This window comes from Streptomyces sp. SID5643, assembly GCF_009872555.1.
Taxonomy (GTDB): Bacteria; Actinomycetota; Actinomycetes; order Streptomycetales; family Streptomycetaceae; genus Streptomyces; species Streptomyces iakyrus.
This window is the reverse complement of record NZ_WWIC01000331.1, coordinates 25055-43901: the sequence shown is the minus strand read 5'-3', so window position 1 is coordinate 43901 and position 18847 is coordinate 25055. Positions and strand designations below refer to the sequence as shown.

Genomic DNA, 18847 nt, shown 5'->3' with positions numbered 1-18847 from the left:
GATGGATCGGCGAAAGGGCTCTTGGCCCGCCGGACGCGCCCCTGTGCACAACCACTCGACGTACTAGAGCCGGATCCGCCGCCGCACCGGCTCCATCGCGCACACCGCGCCGAGGATCACGGCCCCGGCCAGGACCATGCCCCACCGGTCGTGTGCCGCCGCCCACCGCTCGTCCTCCACCGTCACGAACAGGGCCCAGCGGCCGGGCCAGAACAGCATGGCCAGGACTGCCGTGGCCAACAGCCCGACCGCGGCCGGCAGTCCGGGCCGGGTGACCTCGCTGAAGCGCACCGCGGCCGCCGCGCCGGTCATCGCCAGGACGAAGGCGGCGCCGGCCTCCAGCGTGATGTCGCCGACCGGGGGCCGCGCGCCCGGCGGCACGAGCAGCAGGGCCACCGTCCACCAGGCCGCCGCGGCCGGGACGGCCAGGGCGACGCGCAGGGCGACACGGACCGGGCGCGGGGTCGGCACGGCGGCCGTGGTGTGCCGGGCCGGGTCGTCCAGGAGGAAGGCCAGGCCCACGGCGAAGGCGAGGATCGCGGCCCGCAGCAGGTACAGGGAGAGTCCTTCCGCCGTCGCGCCGGTCCGGGTCAGCGCGGCGAGCAGCAGTCCCGCCGCCCCGGCCGCGCCGACCGTGCCCCACGGCACCGTCCGGTGGACGGGGAGCACCAGCTGCCGGGTCAGGAGAGGCACTTGTCCTCCCCCTCGGGCGCGGGCAGGCCCAGCAGCCCGGCCGCCCGGGCCGCGGTGATCTTCGGTGCGGTGAGTTCGTCCCACCGGTCCTTGACCCGTGCGCCGGCCTCGGCGCGGGGCAGGTCGAGCAGCGCGCGCAGCACCTCGGTCTGGGCCTCGGTCATGTACAGCCCGTTCGTGGGCTGGAGCACGGAGCCGGAGCCGGTGACGGTGTCGTTGAGGCGGACCCTGCGCAGCGCGCCGAGCGGGTCGGACTCCCAGCCCACGGCCAGCCACATGAGGGGCACGATGCGGCCGTCGCAGATCGAGGTCGCGGCCTCCTCGTCGCCCGCGATGAGCACACCGGCCACGGCGGCCGAGAACTCGGGGACGCGGTTGCCGCCCCACTGCGTGCCCACCGTCACCTCGTGCGGGCGCCTCAGCGAGTCCAGAGCGGCGTCACCGGAGAGGCCGTAGCGCGCGTCGACCCGCTGCCGTACGACGACGTCCTGCTCATGGGCGCTCCCGCCGGCCAAGGAGCGGACCCGGCCCACCACCGCGGCCCAGTCCCCGACCCGGGGCCCCCACTCGGGGAACGCGCAGTAGGTGGAGCCGTCCCGGCGGACACAGGACTGCACCTGCTCGGGGTGCACGGTGGCGCGCTCGCGCGCCTTGACCAGCTCGGGGGAGTCGCCCGCCGACTGGGCCACTCCGCCCACCAGCGTCAGGGCCAGCGCCCCGGCGGCACCGGCGAACACGGCCGGCCTGCGGCCACCGGCGACCAGGACCGCCACCAGCCCCAGCAGCAGGGCCAGCCCGGCGAGGTACAGGGCGTGCCAGGCGGCCGGCCGGCCCATCAGGTCCGACGGCAGGGTGTTCGAGGTCGCCTCCTCGACCACCGGCAGCAGCCACCTCGCCCCGTAGTCCAGGCCCGAGAAGAAGAGGAACAGGAACAGGAACAGCACCACCAGCAGCGGCGCCACGAGAGCGGACCGCACCAGCCCCGCCATGAGCAGCCCGGCCAGGCCGAACAGCAGCACCGTCAGCGGGCCGACGAGCAGTTCGGCCACCGAGCCCTGCCCGATCGCCCCGGGCCGCAGCGCCTCCCGGCCGAACTGCCCGGCCACGCATACGGCGGTGACCAGGGCCGCGGCCACGACCGACAGGGCGTGGGCGACCGTACGGCACCACTGCGGGAGCACCAGCACCGCGAAGTGCCTTTCCGTCCCGTGCCGTCGGGAGCGCAGCGCGGCCTGGTTGACGGACAGCAGGACCGCGAGGCCGACGAGCATCGGCGCGCCCTGGGTGGCCCGGTCGGCGTCCTGGAGGGCCGGGTAGTCGCCCCAGGCCCTGCCGGCGCGCCACACGGTCCAGCCGAGGTACACGGTGAAGGCGAGGAGCACCGGGATCCGGGTCAGCAGCCGACGGGACTCGAACAGGGCCAGGGCGAGCACGGCCTTGAAGGGCCCGCCGGACTCGTTCCGTGTTCCGGACGCGGCCGGCTTCTCCACCAGCGTGGTCACGCCGCCACCTCCGCTTCGGCGTCGTCGAGCGTGAGCAGGTAGCCGTCCTCCAGGGTGGGTTCGAGGAGATCGGCCCCGGCCGGCGGATCGCCGACGTTCCGGAAGGATCCGGTGCCCGTGCGCCACCCCGCCTTCGCGCCCGGGTCCCGCTCGGTGCTGCTCCACACGCGCCCGGCGGCCCGCGTGGTCAGCTCGGCCGGCGTGCCCTCGAAGCGCACCCGGCCACCGGCCATGACGATCACGCGGTGGCAGAGCATCGCCACGTCCTCCGTCTGGTGGGTGGACAGCAGGACCGTCCGTCCCTCCCCCGCCCCGGCGATCAACTCCCGGAAGCGCATGCGCTGTTCGGGGTCCAGGCCCACGGTCGGCTCGTCGAGGACCAGGAATCCGGGGTCCCCGGCGAGGGCGGCCGCCAGGGCCACGCGCTGCCGCATCCCGCCGGACAGCTTGCGGATGCGCTTGCCCCGCACGTCCGCCAGGCCGACCTCGTCGAGCACCCGCCGCACCTCCCGGTGCCGGGCGCCCCGGTCGGTCATCTCCTTGAGGATCGCCACGTAGTCGACGAACTCGAAGGCGGTGAAGTCCGGGTGGAAGCCCGGCGTCTGCGGCAGATAGCCCAGCCGCCGCCGCACCTCCTGCCGGCCCCGGGCGGTGGCCGGGTCGTGCCCGAGCACGGTGAAGGCGCCCTGGTCGGCGGGCAGCGCCGTGGCGAGCACCCGCAGCAGCGTGGTCTTGCCGGCGCCGTTGGGGCCGAGCAGCCCGGTGACGCCGGCGGTCAGGCGCAGCGACACGTCGTCGAGGGCCCGGGTGCCGCCGTAGCGGAGGCTCAGCCCGGAGGCGGACACGGTCGGGGTCATACGGCACGTCCCTGGAAGAGGTCGAATCGGTCACGGAGCAGGAAGAGCAGCCCGGCGGCGAGCGCGGCGACCACCGCCGCCACGCCCTGCCCGGCCGCCGTGAACGGCGCGAGCGGCACGTCCGCCCCCGCCCGCTGGGCGTCGGCCGTCAGCAGCAGCCCGGCCCACGCCCCGCCCACCAGGGACGGCGCGAGCACCGGCCCCAGCCGGGGGGTCAGCGCCAGCCCGGTCGCCGTCAGTGCCAGCCCGGGCAGCAGCCAGGCCAGCGCCCGCAGCCCGTAGGCGGGCAGGGCGAGGGTCGCCAGACCGTTCAGCGCGAGCACGACGGCGAGCACGGCCACCGTCCGGATCATCAGCAGCCGGAACCCGTGCATCGGCGCGACGACGGCCATCTCGTACGTCGGGTCCAGCGCGGGCCCGTACGACAGCGCCACGCCCGCCAGCGGCAACAGCGGTGCCAGGGCCAGGAACAGTGTGGGGAACTGCCCGGTGTGCACGGAGTGCCCGGCGGCCACGCTCAGGAGCAGCACGGCGGCGACGGCCCCGAGCCAGGACCGCCGCAACACCGGCGTCGCCGCCAGCAGCCGCGCGGTGTGCCCGGCCACGCCCATCCGCACGAGCAGCTTCTCCAGGAGCCCCGTCCGGGGCGCGTCCAGCTCGGCGTCGAGCCGTTCCCACCCGGCGTCGAGGGCGACCGGGTCGCCGACCTCGGCCAGCGCCCCGCGGCACCGGGCGCAGGAGGTCAGGTGCGCGTCGGCGGACCAGAGCGCGGGAGCCGCCAGCTCCCCACGGACGTAGGCCCGCAGATCTTCTTCCGGCACGTGCCAGCTCATGCCAACGCCTCCCTCAGCTGCTTGCGGGCCCGCATCGCCCGTGTCTTGACCGTCCCGGGCGGTATCCCGAGCAGCACCGCCGCCTCACGGGTGGTCAGCCCGTCGATGACGGTCGCCTGCAACACCGCCCGCAGCTCCGGCGACAGCCGGACCAGCGCTCCGGCGAGGTCCCCGTGCTCCACCCCCGCGAGCACGCGTTCCTCCGCCGACGCCTCGTCCCGGTGCCGCATCCGCGCCAGGGCCTGCCGCAGCCGCCCCCGGGCCCCGTCGCCGCGCAGCGCGTCCACCAGCCGCCGCGACGCGATGCGCCACAGCCACCCGGCCGCGTCCGCGGAACCGGCCTCCTCCCGGTGGCGGGCCTTGCCCCGCCAGATCGCGAGGAACGTCTCCTGCACGACGTCGTCGACGACCCCGAGGTCGGCGCACCTCCCCCGCAACCGGGCCCGGAGCCAGGGCGCGTAGCGCCGGTACAGCTCCTCGAAGGCACGCCGGTCGGCGTCCGCGGCTATGGCCCGCAGCAGCTCCCCGTCGCTTCTCGTATCGCTCACGTCTCCTCATCGGACGGCCCGGCCCGAACGGTTCACCGAAAGCACGCTTGACTTTGCCGGCCCGCTCCACCACCCTTTCACTACTCAATTAGTGAAAGGGTGGTTCAAGCAGTGGTCGAGTACCGCATCGACCGGCGCAGCGGCGTGGCCACCTACGTCCAGATCGTCCAGCAGACCAAGCAGGCCCTGCGCCTGGGCCTGCTGGAGCCGGGCGACCGCCTCCCCACGGCCCGCGAGGTCGTGGAGGCCACCGCCATCAACCCCAACACGGTCCTGAAGGCCTACCGGGAGCTGGAGCGCGAGGGCCTGGTCGAGGCCCGCCGCGGACTCGGCACGTTCGTCCGCAGGTCCCTGGGTGCGGCTCCGGCCGACTCCCCCCTCCGCGCGGAGCTGGACGCCTGGGCGGCCCGGGCCCGAGCGGCCGGTCTGGAGCGCGACGACGTGGCCGCCCTCTTCACTTCCGTACTCGACACGCACTTCGCAGACTCCAAGGGGGACGCATGACCGACACCGCCATCGAGGCGGCGGGACTGGGCAGGAGGTTCGGGCGCCGCCGCAGGCCGGCCCTGGACGGCTGCTCCTTCCGGATACCGACGGGCCGCGTGTGCGCCGTCGTCGGTCCGAACGGCGCCGGCAAGTCCACCCTGCTCGCCCTCGCGGCCGGGCTGCTGCGGCCAACGGACGGCTCGGTCACCGTGCTCGGCCGGGCCCCGGCGGCATCCCGCGAGCGCCTCGCCCACGTCGCGCAGAACAAGCCCCTGCACCCCCAGCTCACCGTCACCGGCACCCTGCGTCTGGGCCGCGACCTCAACCCGCGCCGCTGGGACGCCGAGGCAGCCGAGCGGATCATCGCGGAGGGCGATCTCGACCCGGGTACGAGGATCCGCTCCCTCTCCGGCGGCCAGCGCACCCGCGTGGCACTCGCCCTGGCCCTCGGCAAGCGCCCCGACCTGCTGCTCCTGGACGAGCCGATGGCCGACCTCGACCCCCTCGCCCGGCACCAGCTGATGGCCGCGCTCATGGCCGACGCCGCCGACCGCGGCACCACGGTTGTCATGTCCTCGCACGTGGTGGCGGAGCTGGAGGGCTCCTGCGACCACCTGCTGCTGCTCGGCGGCGGCCGCGTGCGTCTCGCCGGGCCGATGGACGACCTGCTCGCCGCCCACGCCCTGGTCACCGGCCGGGCGGGCGACTCCCTCGCTCCGCACACCATGGTCGAGTCCCGCACCACCGGCCGCCAGCTGACCGCCCTGGTCCGGCCCGCCGGCCCCCTCGGCGACGGGGTCCGGGGCGAGCACCCGACCCTGGAGGAAGTCGTCCTGGCCCACCTGCGCTCCCCCGACGCCCCGCCGCTGCTGCTCGACGCGCGGGAGGCAGCCGTATGACCGCCCTCGACGCCGTGACCGCACCCGCCGTCGCCCGGCACGCCTCCCCGTCGCGCGGCCTGGTCCTGGCCATGCTCCGGCTGCACCGCACGGCGCTGCTGTTCTGGCTGGGTCTGGTGGCGGTGGCCGCGGGGGCGCTGCTGTGGGCGATGGGCCCGGGTGCGGACGCCGCCTGGGCCGAGTACACGGACCTGGGCTGCGACCAGGCCGCCCCGAACCTGGGCTGCGACTCCCCCGGCCCCGCGAACAGCCGGTACCAGACGGCCGTCACGGTCGCCATCGGCCTCGTCACGCTCCTCCCGTTGCTCACCGGGGCCTGGGCGGGCGGCGCCCTCATCGGCCGCGAGCTGGAGAACGGCACCGCCCAGCTTGCATGGACCCAGTCGGTCAGCCCGGCCCGCTGGCTGGCCGCCAAGCTGGCGGTCCCGGCCCTGCTGCTCGTGACGGGCACGCTCACGCTGACGCTGCTGCACCGCGTGCTGTGGTCGTCGGACCCTGCCCTGAACAGCGTCATGGGCTGGCGCGTCTGGCACGACGACGGCATCTTCGAGATCAACGGCACCATCGCCGCCGCCCAGGCCCTCGCCGCCCTGGCCCTGGGCATCCTGGTGGGGCTGCTGCTGCGCCGGGCGCTGCCCGCCCTCGGCGTCGCGGTCCTGGCCGTCGTGTCACTCGTCCACGTCCTCGACGCACTGCGCCCGCACCTGTGGCCGGTGAAGACGGCCGTGACGAGCCTGGACGACGCCACCGCCGGCTCCGACAGCATGATCGCCGAGACCGGCGCCCTGACCGCTTCCGGTGCCCGCGTCCCGATCCCGGCGTGCTCGGGTGAGCCCGGCTGCGAGACCAGGACCGGCATCACCCACTACTACGCCGACTACCACCCGGCCTCCCACTTCTGGCCCCTCCAGCTCATGGAGACCGGCCTCCTCCTCGCCGTCGCCGCCCTGGCGACCGCCGCCTCGTTCGTCCTGCTGCGCCGCCGCACGGGAGCGGCCGTATGACCGCCCTCGGCACGGCGCCGGCGCCCGCGGGCCCGGGCCGTCCGAGCGGACCGGGCCCGGGCCGTCCGGGCGGCCTGGTCCGTACGGTCGCGCGCACGCACCGCACGGCTCTCGCCCTGACCCTCGTGGCCCTGGCCACCGCGACGGCAGCGCTGATCTGGCTGCACTCCCTCGGGGACGAGGCCCGGGCCGGAAACAGCGCCTGCGCCACGCCCCCGACCGACCGGCTGCCGTCCTGCGCTGCCGTCGAGGCGATCACCGTCGACGAGACGTACGCGAGCGGCCTCGCGGTGATCGCCACGGTGCTGTCCTGGGTGATGTTCCCGGCGGCGGCCTGGGCGGGCGGCGCGCTCATCGGCCGCGAGCTGGAGAGCGGCACCGCGGAGCTGGCCTGGACCCAGTCGGTCACCCCGGCCCGCTGGCTGGCCGCCAAGCTGGGCGCCCCCGCCGCGCTGCTCACCGCCGGCACCGGCGTACTCGTCCCGGTGAACGTCTGGGCGCGCGGGGACGGCAACCCGAACCTGACCGGCGACTGGTACTACCCGGACGTGTTCGTGTCGACCGGCCCGGTGGCCGTGGCCCACGCCCTGGCCGGTCTCGCCCTCGGGGCCCTGGCCGGACTGGTGTGGCGACGGGCCCTGCCCGCCGCGGGAGTGGGCCTCGCCGCCTCCCTGCTCCTGCACAGCCTCCTGGAACGGCACCGCGAGGACCTCTGGCCGCCGGTCACCCGCACCGAGGCCGGCAGCTTCGAACTGCCCCGCTCGGCCCTCCAGGTCGCCTGGTCGGACTCCCCCCGCCACGGCGTCCCGCTCACCCGCGCGGACTTCCACCCCGAGTCCCACTTCTGGCCCCTCCAGTACGTGGAGTCCGGGCTGCTCCTGGTCGTGGCCGCCACCGCCACGGCCGCCGCCTTCGTCCTGCTGGCCCGCCGCCTCCCCTGAACCCGGTCCGCGCGTCCTTCCACGGGGGGATGGACGCGCGGACCGCCCCGCGGCCCCCTCGCGAGCCGCCCCCCGGTGTCCCGCACGTCATGTCTCCGTAACCATTGATTCAGACGAGCTTGCGAAGCTCGGCCAATGAATCCCGCCGTGCCAGAGCCTTCCCCGCCCCGTGAGGGTCCTGAGGGAAACGGGAGCACTCATGTGACACCCCCGCTCCCGCCCGCGCTGTCCGACGCGCCCGTGTTGCTCGCGGCGCGGAAGAATGGGTCCATGAGCCAGCCGAACACCCAGGCACAGGTCCAGCACGCGCAGCCCTCCGTGGGCTCCATCGCAGCCCACCGCCCCCACACGGTGGCGGCGGCGGTCTCCGATCTGGAACCGGACATCGACGCCGACCTCGACGCGTACGAGGAGTCGCCGTACGACGGGCCCCAGCTGCCCCAGGGCCGCTTCCTCGACCGGGAGCGCAGTTGGCTCGCGTTCAACGAGCGCGTGCTCGAACTCGCCGAGGACCCGAACACGCCCCTGCTGGAGCGGGCCAACTTCCTCGCGATCTTCGCCAGCAACCTGGACGAGTTCTTCATGGTCCGGGTGGCCGGTCTGAAGCGCCGCATCGCCACCGGCGTGGCCACCCGCTCCGCCTCCGGCCTCCAGCCCCGCGAAGTGCTGGAGATGATCTGGGCCCGCTCCCGTGAGCTGATGGCCCGGCACGCCGCCTGCTACCACGAGGACGTCGCCCCCGCACTCGCGGAGGAGGGCATCCACCTGGTCCGCTGGAACGAGCTCCAGGAGAAGGAGCAGGCCCGCCTGTTCACCCTGTTCCGGCACCAGATCTTCCCCGTGCTGACCCCGCTGGCGGTCGACCCGGCCCACCCCTTCCCGTACATCTCCGGCCTGTCACTGAACCTGGCCGTCGTGGTGCGCAACCCGGTCACGGGCCACAAGCACTTCGCCCGGGTCAAGGTGCCGCCGCTGCTGTCCCGCTTCCTGGAGAGCTCCCCGGGCCGCTACGTCCCCATCGAGGACGTCATCGCCGCCCACCTGGAGGAGCTGTTCCCGGGCATGGAGGTGCTGGAGCACCACGCCTTCCGCCTCACCCGCAACGAGGACCTGGAGGTCGAGGAGGACGACGCGGAGAACCTCCTCCAGGCCCTGGAGAAGGAGCTCATGCGGCGCCGCTTCGGCCCGCCGGTGCGCCTGGAGGTCGAGGAGTCCATCGACCGCGAGGTCCTGGACCTGCTGGTGCGCGAGCTGAAGATCAGCGAGGCCGAGGTCTACCCGCTGCCCGGGCCGCTGGACCTGACGGGCCTGTTCCGCATCGCCTCCCTGGACCGGCCGGAGCTGAAGTACCGCAAGTTCGTCGCCGGCACCCACCGGGACCTCGCCGAGGTCGAGTCGGCGTCCCCGCCGGACATCTTCGCCGCGCTGCGCGAGCGGGACGTCCTGCTGCACCACCCGTACGACTCGTTCTCCACCTCCGTCCAGGCCTTCCTGGAGCAGGCGGCCGGCGATCCGGCCGTCCTCGCCATCAAGCAGACCCTGTACCGCACTTCGGGCGACTCCCCGATAGTCGACGCCCTCATCGAGGCCGCCGAGACCGGCAAGCAGGTCCTGGTCCTGGTCGAGATCAAGGCCCGTTTCGACGAGCACGCCAACATCAAGTGGGCGCGCAAGCTGGAGGAGGCCGGCTGCCACGTGGTCTACGGCCTGGTCGGGCTGAAGACCCACTGCAAGCTGTCGCTGGTGGTCCGTCAGGAGGGCGAGACACTCCGCCGCTACAGCCACGTCGGCACCGGCAACTACCACCCGAAGACGGCCCGCCTCTACGAGGACCTCGGCCTGCTCACGGCCGACCCGCAGGTCGGCGCGGACCTCTCGGACCTCTTCAACCGGCTGTCCGGTTACTCGCGCCGGGAGACCTACCGCCGGCTGCTCGTGGCGCCCAAGTCGCTGCGCGACGGCCTGGTCTCGCGGATCACCAAGGAAGTCCAGCACCACCGCGCGGGGCGGCCCGCATACGTCCGCATCAAGGTCAACTCGCTGGTCGACGAGGCCGTCATCGACGCCTGCTACCGCGCGGCCCAGGCGGGCGTGCCGGTGGACATCTGGGTGCGCGGCATCTGCGCGGTGCGCCCGGGCGTGGCGGGCCTGTCGGAGAACATCCGGGTCCGCTCGATCCTCGGCCGTTTCCTGGAGCACTCCCGGGTGTTCGCCTTCGGCAACGGCGGCGAGCCCGAGGTGTGGTTCGGCAGCGCCGACATGATGCACCGCAACCTCGACCGCCGGATAGAGGCCCTCGTCCGGGTCACCGACCCGGCCCACCGGGCGGCCCTGAACCGGCTGCTGGAGACCGGCATGTCCGACTCCACCGCCTCCTGGCACCTCGGCCCGGACGGCGACTGGACCCGGCATGCGACCGACGCGGACGGACAGCCCCTGCGCAACGTCCAGGAGATGCTCATAGACGCCCGGAGGCGCCGGCGTGGCACAGCAACACCTTGACCCGACCGATCCCCGGTCCAGGCACGCCGGGCCTATCCCCACCGGTGACGCCCTCGCGGGCTATCTGCGGGCCCAGGCCACGGAGTTCCTCCGGGCGCTGCGCCTGCACCGGGAGACGGGGTCGGGGGCGAACGGCTCGGAGGGCTCCGCCGAGGCGGCCCGCGCCCTGCGCCGCTCGGCCCGCCGCATCAGCGCCAGCCTGCACACCTTCCAGCCCCTGCTGGACTCGGACTGGTGCGAGGCGATGCGCCCGGAACTGGCGTGGGTGTCGGGGACGCTGGCGATGGAGCACGCGTACACGGCACGCCTGGAACGCCTGCTGGCCGCCCTGCACCGGCTGTCGGGCTCGGCGGCGTTCCCGGCCCAGAACGGTGCCCGGGTGACGGCGGCAGCGTCCCCCAAGGCCGGCTCGCCCTCCCAGGAACGCGGCAACCTGACGGTGGGAGCGGCCAAGGCGGGTGCCCTGCTCGACCGGCAGCTGACGCTCGCCCGCACCCGGGCCCACTCCACGGCCCTGCAAGCCCTCGGCAGCAGCCGCTTCCACGCCGTCGCGGACAAGGTCGCGGTGCTGGCCAGCGAGGTCCCGCTCGCCAAGACCGCCGACGCCACCGACCTGCGCCCCCTGTCCGCCGCGGCCCGGGACCGTCTCGCCGACGCCGTGACCGCGCTGCCCCTCGTCGTCGCGGGGCACCCGTACAACGCCGCGGCCCTCGTCCACGGTCTGTCCCCGGACACCGTCCCGCATCCCCAGGACGCCCCGTGGCACCAGGTCCGCCTGCTGCTGCGCCTGCACCGCTACGCCCGCGAGGCGGTCACCGGCCCGAAGGGCAACGCCGTGGTCGACCTGCGGCTGCTCGCCGCCGGCCAGGCCCTGAACCGGCACCGCGACGCCTCGGAGGCGTCGGCATCGGCGGCCCAGGCCGCCCGCACCCCGCGCATCGCCCCGGCCACGGCCTACGCCCTCGGCGTGCTCCACGCCGACCAGCGGCACGAGGTGGAGGCGGCGCGTTTCGCGTTCCAGCAGGCCTGGCAGAAGGAGACCGTCGGCGCGTCATGACCGGGCCCGGGACCAGGAGGCGGTGAAACCGGTGAGCACCCCCAAGGACACCACGGTTCAGGCGGCCGGCTGCGTGCTGTGGCGCCGCTCCCGCGCCACCGGCGAGCCGGAGCTCTGCCTCGTTCACCGGCCGAAATACGACGACTGGTCGTGGCCGAAGGGGAAACTGAAGCGCGGCGAGGATCCGCTCGCGGGCGCGCTGCGCGAGGTGGCGGAGGAGACGGGCTGCCGGGCCGTGCCGGGCCCCGAGCTGTCCACCCATCGCTATCGCGCCAACGGCCGCCCCAAGAAGGTCCGCTACTGGGCGGCCGAGGCCGTGTCCTGCGCGTTCTCACCGACGGACGAGATCGACCGGGTCCTGTGGCTGGATCCCGCCGACGCCCGTGACCGTCTCACCCAGGCCCACGACCGGCCCCTGGTGGACGAGCTGCTCGCCGTCCTGCACCCACCCCGGACGGCCGACTGACCGGAAGATCCCTTTTCGTCAGCAAAAGCGGAATGCCGACGTGCGCTCCCCGTGAGCATTCCGTGACCTAACCAGGCCTTAGGCAGGGGTTCACCCCTCGTTCATGTGCGGCCATCGGCGGCTTCACCTGATCTGCCTAATTTCGGCCTTACCGACGCGAGCCGCGCCTGCTGAGTGCGACCGCGTCCGCATCACTCAGACTTCGCACGCCGCCGATCAGGACGGCGGCTCCTGGAAGGAACTCAAGTGAAGCTTCAGCGCATGAACCGGCGGGCCCTCGCTCTCGGTGCTCTCGCCGTCTCCGGCGCCCTGGCCCTCACGGCGTGCGGCTCCGACGACACCGGCGGCGGCGCCGACGGCGGTTCCTCCAACGCCGCCGCGCCGAGCAACGTCAAGTGCGACGACGCTTCGGGCCAGGTACTCGCCGACGGTTCCTCCGCTCAGAAGAACGCGGTCGACGCCTGGGTCAAGCAGTTCTCCGCCGCCTGCAAGGTGGAGATCAACTACAAGGCCGGCGGTTCCGGCGCCGGTGTCACCGCGTTCACGCAGGGCCAGGTCCCCTGGGCCGGTTCCGACTCGGCCCTGAAGCCCGAAGAGGTCGAGGCTTCCAAGAAGGTCTGCTCCGGCGGCCAGGGCATCGACCTGCCGATGGTCGGCGGCCCGATCGCCGTTGGCTACAACGTGCCGGGGGTCGACAAGCTCGTCCTGGACTCCGCGACGATCGCCAAGATCTTCGACAGCAAGATCACCAACTGGAACGACCCCGCGATCGCGAAGCTGAACCCCGACGCGAAGCTGCCCAACCTCAAGATCCAGGCGTTCCACCGCTCGGACGAGTCCGGCACCACGGACAACTTCACCAAGTACCTGATCGCCACCGCGAAGAAGGACTTCCCGTACGAGGGCGGCAAGGCCTGGCAGGCCAAGGGCGGCCAGTCCGCTCCGCAGTCCTCGGGCGTCGCCGCGCAGGTCAAGCAGACCGCCGGCGCGATCGGCTACTTCGAGCTGTCGTACGCCAAGGACGGCATCAAGACCGTCGCCATCGACACCGGTGCCGCCGAGCCCGTCGCGGCGACCGTCGAGAACGCCACCAAGGCCATCGCGGACGCCAAGGTCGTCGGCACCGGCAAGGACCTCGCGCTGAAGCTGAACTACGAGACCAAGGCCGACGGCGCCTACCCGATGGTCCTGGTGACGTACGAGATCGTCTGCGACAAGGGCAACAAGGCCGAGACCCTGCCCGCGGTCAAGGCGTTCCTGCGCTACGCGGCCTCGGAGGACGGTCAGAAGATCCTCGCCGAGAACGACTACGCGCCCATGCCCGAGGACATCATCGCCAAGGTCCGCACGACCGTCGAGAGCCTGAGCTGACCCGAGTGCGGTCCGGCCTCCCCAAGGGAGACCGGACCGCACCGTCCGGTGCACCGCCGCCAGTGGCCGTACCTCACGTACGGCTCCGCAGACCGGAGAACCCGATGGGCACACCCACACAGATAACCGACACACCACCACCCGCTCCGCAGCCGGCCATCGACAAGCGCGCCGCGCGCGGGGCCACCCGGCCCGGAGACCGGATCTTCCTCGCTCTCTCCCGTGGTTCGGGCATCCTGCTGCTGGTGATCATGGCCGCGATCGCGGGCTTCCTCACCTACCGCGCGGTCCTCGCCATCAGTGAGGACGAGGGCAACTTCCTCACCACCTTCGAATGGAACACCGGCGTCAACCCGCCGGTCTTCGGCATCGCGGTCCTGGCCTACGGCACGATCGTCTCCTCGATCATCGCCATGATCATCGCGGTCCCGGTATCGGTCGCCATCGCGCTGTTCCTCACCCACTACGCCCCCCGCCGGCTGCGCGGCCCGATCGCCTATGTGATCGACCTGCTCGCCGCCGTGCCGTCCATCGTCTACGGCCTGTGGGGCGCCCTGGTCCTCGTGCCGCACATGAACGGCCTCTTCGGCTGGCTGAACGACTACCTCGGCTGGACCGGCATCTTCTCCTGGCAGGGCGGCGCCGCCCGCTCCATGCTCACCGTGGGCATCCTGCTCGCGATCATGATCCTGCCGATCATCACCAACGTGAGCCGCGAGGTCTTCCGCCAGGTCCCGCAGATGCACGAGGAGGCGGCCCTGGCGCTCGGCGCCACCCGCTGGGAAGTGATCCGCATGGCGGTCATCCCCTTCGGCCGCTCCGGCGTCATCTCCGCCTCGATGCTCGGCCTCGGCCGCGCCCTCGGCGAGACGATGGCCGTCGCCACCGTGCTCTCCCCCGACTTCCTGATCCACAGCAGCCTGCTCGACCCGGGCGGCGGTACCTTCGCCCAGAACATCGCCAGCAAGTTCAGCGAGGCCACCGAATTCGGCCGTGACGCGCTGATCGCCTCCGGTCTGGTGCTGTTCGTCATCACCCTGCTGGTCAACGGAGCGGCCCGCGCGATCATCGCCCGCCGCAAGGAGTACTCGGGGGCCAACGCATGAGCACCGCAACCGTCACCCCGAAGCGCCCCAGCACCCTGCGCGGCGGCCAGTTGCCCAAGTGGGCGCCGTGGGCCATCGCCGCCGGATCCGTCGCCCTCGGCATCGGCATCAGCGCCGCCGCCGGCCTGCACAGCAACATCCAGTGGGCGCTGATCGCCGCGATCCTGCACGTCCTCGGCACGTACCTCATCGCAGCCAAGGTCGAGAACCGCCGCCAGGCCAAGGACCGCGTGGTCACCTCGCTGGTGTGGGTCGCGTTCCTGCTCGCCGTGGTGCCACTGGCCTCGCTGGTCTGGTCAACCGTCCAGCGCGGCGTGAAGGTCCTCGACGTCTACTTCCTGACCCACTCGATGGGAGTGGTCGCCGACTCGGAGGCGGGCGGTGGCATCTACCACGCCATCCTCGGCACGCTGGAGCAGGTCGGCCTCGCCACCCTGATCGCAGCGCCGGTCGGCGTGCTCACCGCGATCTACCTGGTGGAGTACGGCCGCGGCAACCTCGCCCGGGCCGTCACCTTCTTCGTCGACGTCATGACCGGCATCCCGTCGATCGTCGCCGGCCTGTTCATCCTCAGCCTCATGCTGATGTTCGAGATGGAGCCGTTCGGCTTCGCCGGCTCGCTCGCCCTGGCGATCCTGATGATGCCGGTCGTCGTCCGCTCCACGGAGGAGATGCTCAAGCTCGTCCCGAACGAGCTGCGCGAGGCCTCGCTGGCGCTGGGCGTCCCGAAGTGGCGCACCATCCTGAAGGTGGTCCTGCCGACCTCCATCGGCGGCATCACGACCGGCATCATGCTGTCCATCGCCCGTATCGCCGGTGAGACCGCGCCCGTGCTGCTGCTGGTGTTCGGCAGCAAGTTCATCAACGCCAACCCCTTCGAGGGCGCGCAGGCGTCGCTCCCGCTGTACATCTACCAGCAGTACGGGTCGGGCGAGGTCACGGCGTACGACCGGGCGTGGGCGGCGTCCCTCACGCTGATCGCCTTCGTGATGATCCTGAACCTGGTGGCCCGCGGGATCGCCCGCTGGAAGGCCCCGAAGACCGGTCGCTGAGCGACAATCTGCGGCTACCGCCGCGCGGGGCCACAGCGACCCCCAGACTTTGGAAGTGAAGTAGTAATGGCCAAGCGAATCGACGTAAGCGGACTGACCGCCTACTACGGCTCCCACAAGGCGATCGAGGACATCTCGATGACCGTCGAGCCGCGCTCGGTGACGGCGTTCATCGGCCCGTCCGGCTGCGGCAAGTCGACGTTCCTGCGCACGCTGAACCGGATGCACGAGGTGACCTCGGGCGGCCGGGTCGAGGGCAAGGTGCTCCTCGACGACGAGGACCTCTACGGCACGGGCATCGACCCGGTGTCGGTCCGCCGCGAGGTCGGCATGGTGTTCCAGCGGCCGAACCCGTTCCCCACGATGTCGATCTTCGATAACGTCGCGGCCGGTCTGCGCCTGAACGGCAACTACAAGAAGAGCGAGCTGGCGGACATCGTCGAGCGCTCCCTCAAGGGCGCGAACCTCTGGAACGAGGTCAAGGACCGGCTGAACAAGCCCGGCTCGGGCCTCTCCGGCGGCCAGCAGCAGCGTCTGTGCATCGCACGGGCGATCGCGGTCGAGCCGAACGTCCTGCTCATGGACGAGCCGTGCTCGGCGCTCGACCCGATCTCCACGCTCGCGATCGAGGACCTGATCGGCGAGCTCAAGGAGCGCTTCACGATCGTCATCGTGACGCACAACATGCAGCAGGCGGCCCGCGTCTCCGACCGCACGGCGTTCTTCAACCTCGCGGCGGTCGGCCAGCCCGGCAAGCTCATCGAGATCGACGACACGGAGCGGATCTTCTCCAACCCGTCCGTCCAGGCCACGGAGGACTACATCTCCGGCCGCTTCGGCTGAGCCGGACCCCGCCGACTCCTCGCGGTGCTGCATGGCGGTGCCACCGCGAGGCCGAAAAAGGGCCCGCCCCTCTCCCAGGGGCGGGCCTTTTCGCGTGCGTCCCAGCTGCGGGCATGCGTGCCGCCAGGGGCGACACGGGTGGGCGTGGGGGTCCCCCCTGCTCGAGCGAAGCCGAGAGCTTGGGGGAGGCACCTCGTCGCGCCGAACCGCGCAACGCCCGAGCGTTCAGCCCCACGCCGGCACCAGCTACAAGAACGCCAGGTTCACGATCCCGAAGGACGCCGCAGCCACCAGCGCCGCAGCCGGCATGGTGATGAACCAGCCGAGAATGATGTTCTTGGCGACACCCCACCGCACCGCGTTCACGCGCTTGGTCGCCCCCACGCCCATGATCGCCGAGGTGATCACATGCGTCGTGGAGATCGGCGCCTTGAACAGGAACGCCGTGGTGAACATGATCGACGCGCCGGTCGTCTCGGCCGCGAAACCCTGCGGCGGGTCCAGCTCGATGATCTTCCGCCCCAGCGTCCGCATGATCCGCCAGCCGCCGGCGTACGTCCCCAGCGACAGCATCACCGCACAGGCGACCTTGACCCAGATCGGAATCGGGTCACCGTAGTCCTCGACATCGGCGATGACGAGCGCCATCACGACGATGCCCATGGTCTTCTGCGCGTCCTGCAGACCGTGCCCCAGCGCCATGCCGGCCGCCGAGACGGTCTGCGCGATGCGGAACCCGCGCTTGGCCTTGTGCGGGTTCGCCTTCCTGAATATCCACAGGATCGCGGTCATCACGAGGTAACCGGCCAGCATGCCGACCACCGGAGACACGAACATCGGGATGACGACCTTCTCCAGCACCCCGCTCCAGTAGACCGTCGTCCCGCCGGCCAGCGCCGCCCCGACCATGCCGCCGAACAGCGCGTGCGAGGAGGAGGACGGCAGTCCGAAGTACCAGGTGATGAGGTTCCAGACGATCGCGCCCACCAGCGCGGCGAAGAGGATGCCCATCCCCTTCGAGCCGGTCGGCGTCTGGATCAGCCCCTCGCTGACGGTCTTGGCGACCCCGGAGCCCATGAAGGCACCGGCGAGGTTCATCACCGCCGCCATGGCCAGCGCGGCCTTCGGCGTCAGCGCCCGCGTCGAGACGGACGTCGCGATCGCGTTCGCCGAGTCGTGAAAGCCGTTGGTGTAGGTGAAGAAGAGCGCGACCGCGATGGTCACGACCAGAGCAAAGGTGTCCATGAAGGGCTCAGGACTCCTTGACGGCGATGGTCTCCACCGTGTTCGCCACGTGCTCGAACGCGTCCGCCGCTTCCTCCAGCACGTCCACGATCTGCTTCAGCTTGAGGACGTCCATGGCGTCGTACTTGCCGTTGAAGAGGTGCGCGAGCAGTTTGCGGTGGATCTGGTCGGCCTGGTTCTCCAGCCGGTTGACCTCGATCCAGTACTCGGTGAGGTTCTCCATCGTCCGCAGGTGCGGCATGGCCTCGGCCGTGAGCTCGGCCGCGCGCGCCAGCACCTCGATCTGCTGGTCGACGCCCTTGGGCAGTTCCTCGACGTTGTAGAGGACGACCAGGTCGACGGCCTCCTCCATGAAGTCCATGATGTCGTCGAGCGACGAGGCGAGGGAGTAGATGTCCTCGCGGTCGAACGGCGTGATGAAGGAGGAGTTCAGCTGGTGGAAGATCGCGTGCGTGGCGTCGTCACCTGCGTGTTCCGCTGCCCGCATACGCTCTGCGATCTCGGCCCGGGCGGATGCGTCCGCCCCGAGCAGTTCCATCAGGAGCTTCGAGCCCGTGACGATGTTGTCCGCGGAGGCGGCGAACATGTCGTAGAAGCTCGTCTCCCTGGGGGTCAGACGAAAGCGCACGTGGGGTCCTCGGGGTGCTTCGGTTTTCGGTCAGGCTGATGCTAGGCGCATCATCCGGCCACGGCTATCGGGCCGCCCACCAGTGTCGCCCATCGGGCACAGTGATGAGCACGGGGGCGGTTCCCAGGGCCGTATACCCGGCAAAGTTCGGTACCATATACCCACCAGGGGTATCAGTTCACCCGCTGTCCACCAGGAGGAAGCGATGACGGACGTGACCGACACGACAGATGTCGCACATGTCACCCCCGGCACCGCCGACACCGCCGGGGCGGACGTGGCGGCCGATCACGACCACGGCGTGCACGGGTACCACCAGCAGAAGGACGAACACCTCAAGCGCCTGCGCCGTATCGAGGGCCAGATCCGCGGCCTGCAGCGCATGGTCGACGAGGACGTCTACTGCATCGACATACTCACGCAGGTCTCCGCCTCCACCAAGGCCCTTCAGTCCTTCGCGCTCCAGCTCCTGGAGGAGCACCTGCGGCACTGCGTCGCCGACGCGGCCCTCAAGGGCGGTGACGAGATCGACGCGAAGGTGAAGGAGGCGACCCAGGCGATCGCCCGCATGCTGCGGACGTGAACCGGTCCCCGCGCCCGTGATCAGCGTCCGGTGGAGTCCCGCTCCTCGGCGACTTTCAGCACCTCGTCGATGCTTTCCAGGCTGAGCCGCTCCCGGGCGGCCGAGGCCGCGATGATCAGCTCCCCGCACAGCTCGATCTCGGCGAGGGCCACGTGGTCCTGAACTGCCGTACCGCCGACCGGAGCCACGTGCATCACCTCATCTCTGCCGTCACCGGCTTCCTAGAGTAGG

General features: G+C 71.9%; 20 protein-coding genes. 12 read left to right on the top strand and 8 right to left on the bottom strand.

Going from position 1 to position 18847, the window contains the following annotated elements; all coding sequences use genetic code 11:
• Positions 1-63: 63 nt before the first annotated feature.
• From GTY56_RS35210 to GTY56_RS35190, 5 genes are read right to left on the bottom strand one after another with little or no spacing between them, the layout of a single operon-like run.
• Positions 64-693 (bottom strand): ABC transporter, encoded by a 630-nt coding sequence (locus tag GTY56_RS35210; protein ID WP_346345654.1) that lies wholly within the window; start codon positions 691-693, stop codon positions 64-66.
• Positions 681-2195 (bottom strand): ABC transporter permease, encoded by a 1515-nt coding sequence (locus GTY56_RS35205; RefSeq protein ID WP_161369339.1) that lies wholly within the window; start codon positions 2193-2195, stop codon positions 681-683. Before GTY56_RS35205 ends, GTY56_RS35210 begins: the two co-directional genes overlap by 13 nt.
• Complete coding sequence (locus GTY56_RS35200; RefSeq protein WP_161369338.1) at positions 2192-3052, bottom strand: ABC transporter ATP-binding protein; 861 nt, start codon at positions 3050-3052, stop codon at positions 2192-2194. Before GTY56_RS35200 ends, GTY56_RS35205 begins: the two co-directional genes overlap by 4 nt.
• Positions 3049-3885: a zf-HC2 domain-containing protein gene (locus tag GTY56_RS35195; RefSeq protein WP_161369337.1), complete on the bottom strand. Its 837-nt coding sequence runs from the start codon at positions 3883-3885 to the stop codon at positions 3049-3051. Before GTY56_RS35195 ends, GTY56_RS35200 begins: the two co-directional genes overlap by 4 nt.
• Positions 3882-4433, bottom strand: a complete 552-nt coding sequence (locus GTY56_RS35190; RefSeq protein ID WP_161369336.1) for a sigma-70 family RNA polymerase sigma factor — start codon at positions 4431-4433, stop codon at positions 3882-3884. Before GTY56_RS35190 ends, GTY56_RS35195 begins: the two co-directional genes overlap by 4 nt.
• Before the next feature lie 111 nt (positions 4434-4544).
• Here GTY56_RS35190 and GTY56_RS35185 point away from each other — a divergent pair, with 111 nt between their 5' ends.
• The 11 genes from GTY56_RS35185 to pstB all read left to right on the top strand — a co-directional run bounded on the left by GTY56_RS35185 (position 4545) and on the right by pstB (position 16160).
• Positions 4545-4937 (top strand): GntR family transcriptional regulator, encoded by a 393-nt coding sequence (locus tag GTY56_RS35185; RefSeq protein ID WP_161369357.1) that lies wholly within the window; start codon positions 4545-4547, stop codon positions 4935-4937.
• Positions 4934-5818 (top strand): ATP-binding cassette domain-containing protein, encoded by an 885-nt coding sequence (locus GTY56_RS35180; protein WP_161369335.1) that lies wholly within the window; start codon positions 4934-4936, stop codon positions 5816-5818. Before GTY56_RS35185 ends, GTY56_RS35180 begins: the two co-directional genes overlap by 4 nt.
• Positions 5815-6822: an ABC-2 membrane transporter-related protein gene (locus tag GTY56_RS35175; protein WP_161369334.1), complete on the top strand. Its 1008-nt coding sequence runs from the start codon at positions 5815-5817 to the stop codon at positions 6820-6822. The genes GTY56_RS35180 and GTY56_RS35175 overlap by 4 nt, the downstream gene beginning before the upstream one ends.
• A complete protein-coding gene (locus tag GTY56_RS35170) occupies positions 6819-7763 on the top strand; it encodes an ABC-2 membrane transporter-related protein (protein ID WP_161369333.1) in 945 nt (314 codons plus the stop codon). The genes GTY56_RS35175 and GTY56_RS35170 overlap by 4 nt, the downstream gene beginning before the upstream one ends.
• Before the next feature lie 270 nt (positions 7764-8033).
• Positions 8034-10265: an RNA degradosome polyphosphate kinase gene (locus GTY56_RS35165; RefSeq protein ID WP_161369332.1), complete on the top strand. Its 2232-nt coding sequence runs from the start codon at positions 8034-8036 to the stop codon at positions 10263-10265.
• Positions 10246-11322: a CHAD domain-containing protein gene (locus GTY56_RS35160; protein ID WP_161369331.1), complete on the top strand. Its 1077-nt coding sequence runs from the start codon at positions 10246-10248 to the stop codon at positions 11320-11322. The genes GTY56_RS35165 and GTY56_RS35160 overlap by 20 nt, the downstream gene beginning before the upstream one ends.
• A gap of 31 nt (positions 11323-11353) precedes the next feature.
• Positions 11354-11788 (top strand): NUDIX domain-containing protein, encoded by a 435-nt coding sequence (locus tag GTY56_RS35155; RefSeq protein ID WP_161369330.1) that lies wholly within the window; start codon positions 11354-11356, stop codon positions 11786-11788.
• A gap of 246 nt (positions 11789-12034) precedes the next feature.
• Positions 12035-13159, top strand: a complete 1125-nt coding sequence (gene pstS / locus GTY56_RS35150; protein WP_161369329.1) for a phosphate ABC transporter substrate-binding protein PstS — start codon at positions 12035-12037, stop codon at positions 13157-13159.
• Between the two features lie 104 nt (positions 13160-13263).
• Positions 13264-14265: a phosphate ABC transporter permease subunit PstC gene (gene pstC / locus GTY56_RS35145; protein ID WP_161369328.1), complete on the top strand. Its 1002-nt coding sequence runs from the start codon at positions 13264-13266 to the stop codon at positions 14263-14265.
• Positions 14262-15317, top strand: a complete 1056-nt coding sequence (gene pstA, locus GTY56_RS35140; protein ID WP_161369327.1) for a phosphate ABC transporter permease PstA — start codon at positions 14262-14264, stop codon at positions 15315-15317. The genes pstC and pstA overlap by 4 nt, the downstream gene beginning before the upstream one ends.
• 66 nt (positions 15318-15383) lie before the next feature.
• Positions 15384-16160 carry a phosphate ABC transporter ATP-binding protein PstB gene (gene pstB, locus GTY56_RS35135; protein WP_031105672.1) on the top strand — a complete coding sequence of 259 codons (777 nt, stop codon included), beginning with the start codon at positions 15384-15386 and terminating at the stop codon, positions 16158-16160.
• Positions 16161-16406: 246 nt separating this feature from the next.
• Here pstB and GTY56_RS35130 read toward each other — a convergent pair whose 3' ends face one another.
• Complete coding sequence (locus tag GTY56_RS35130) at positions 16407-17405, bottom strand: inorganic phosphate transporter (protein ID WP_161369326.1); 999 nt, start codon at positions 17403-17405, stop codon at positions 16407-16409.
• 7 nt (positions 17406-17412) lie between these two features.
• Positions 17413-18033, bottom strand: coding sequence for a DUF47 domain-containing protein (locus tag GTY56_RS35125; protein ID WP_062927701.1), 621 nt, complete (start codon positions 18031-18033; stop codon positions 17413-17415).
• Between the two features lie 205 nt (positions 18034-18238).
• On the opposite strand from GTY56_RS35125, the gene GTY56_RS35120 reads away from it, so the two are divergent.
• A complete protein-coding gene (locus GTY56_RS35120; RefSeq protein WP_202511150.1) occupies positions 18239-18616 on the top strand; it encodes a metal-sensitive transcriptional regulator in 378 nt (125 codons plus the stop codon).
• Positions 18617-18636: 20 nt separating this feature from the next.
• Here the strand turns inward: GTY56_RS35120 and GTY56_RS40180 are convergent, their stop codons facing one another.
• Entirely contained in the window at positions 18637-18804 is a 168-nt protein-coding gene (locus tag GTY56_RS40180) for a hypothetical protein (protein ID WP_202511168.1), read from the bottom strand.
• Positions 18805-18847 lie beyond the last annotated feature (43 nt).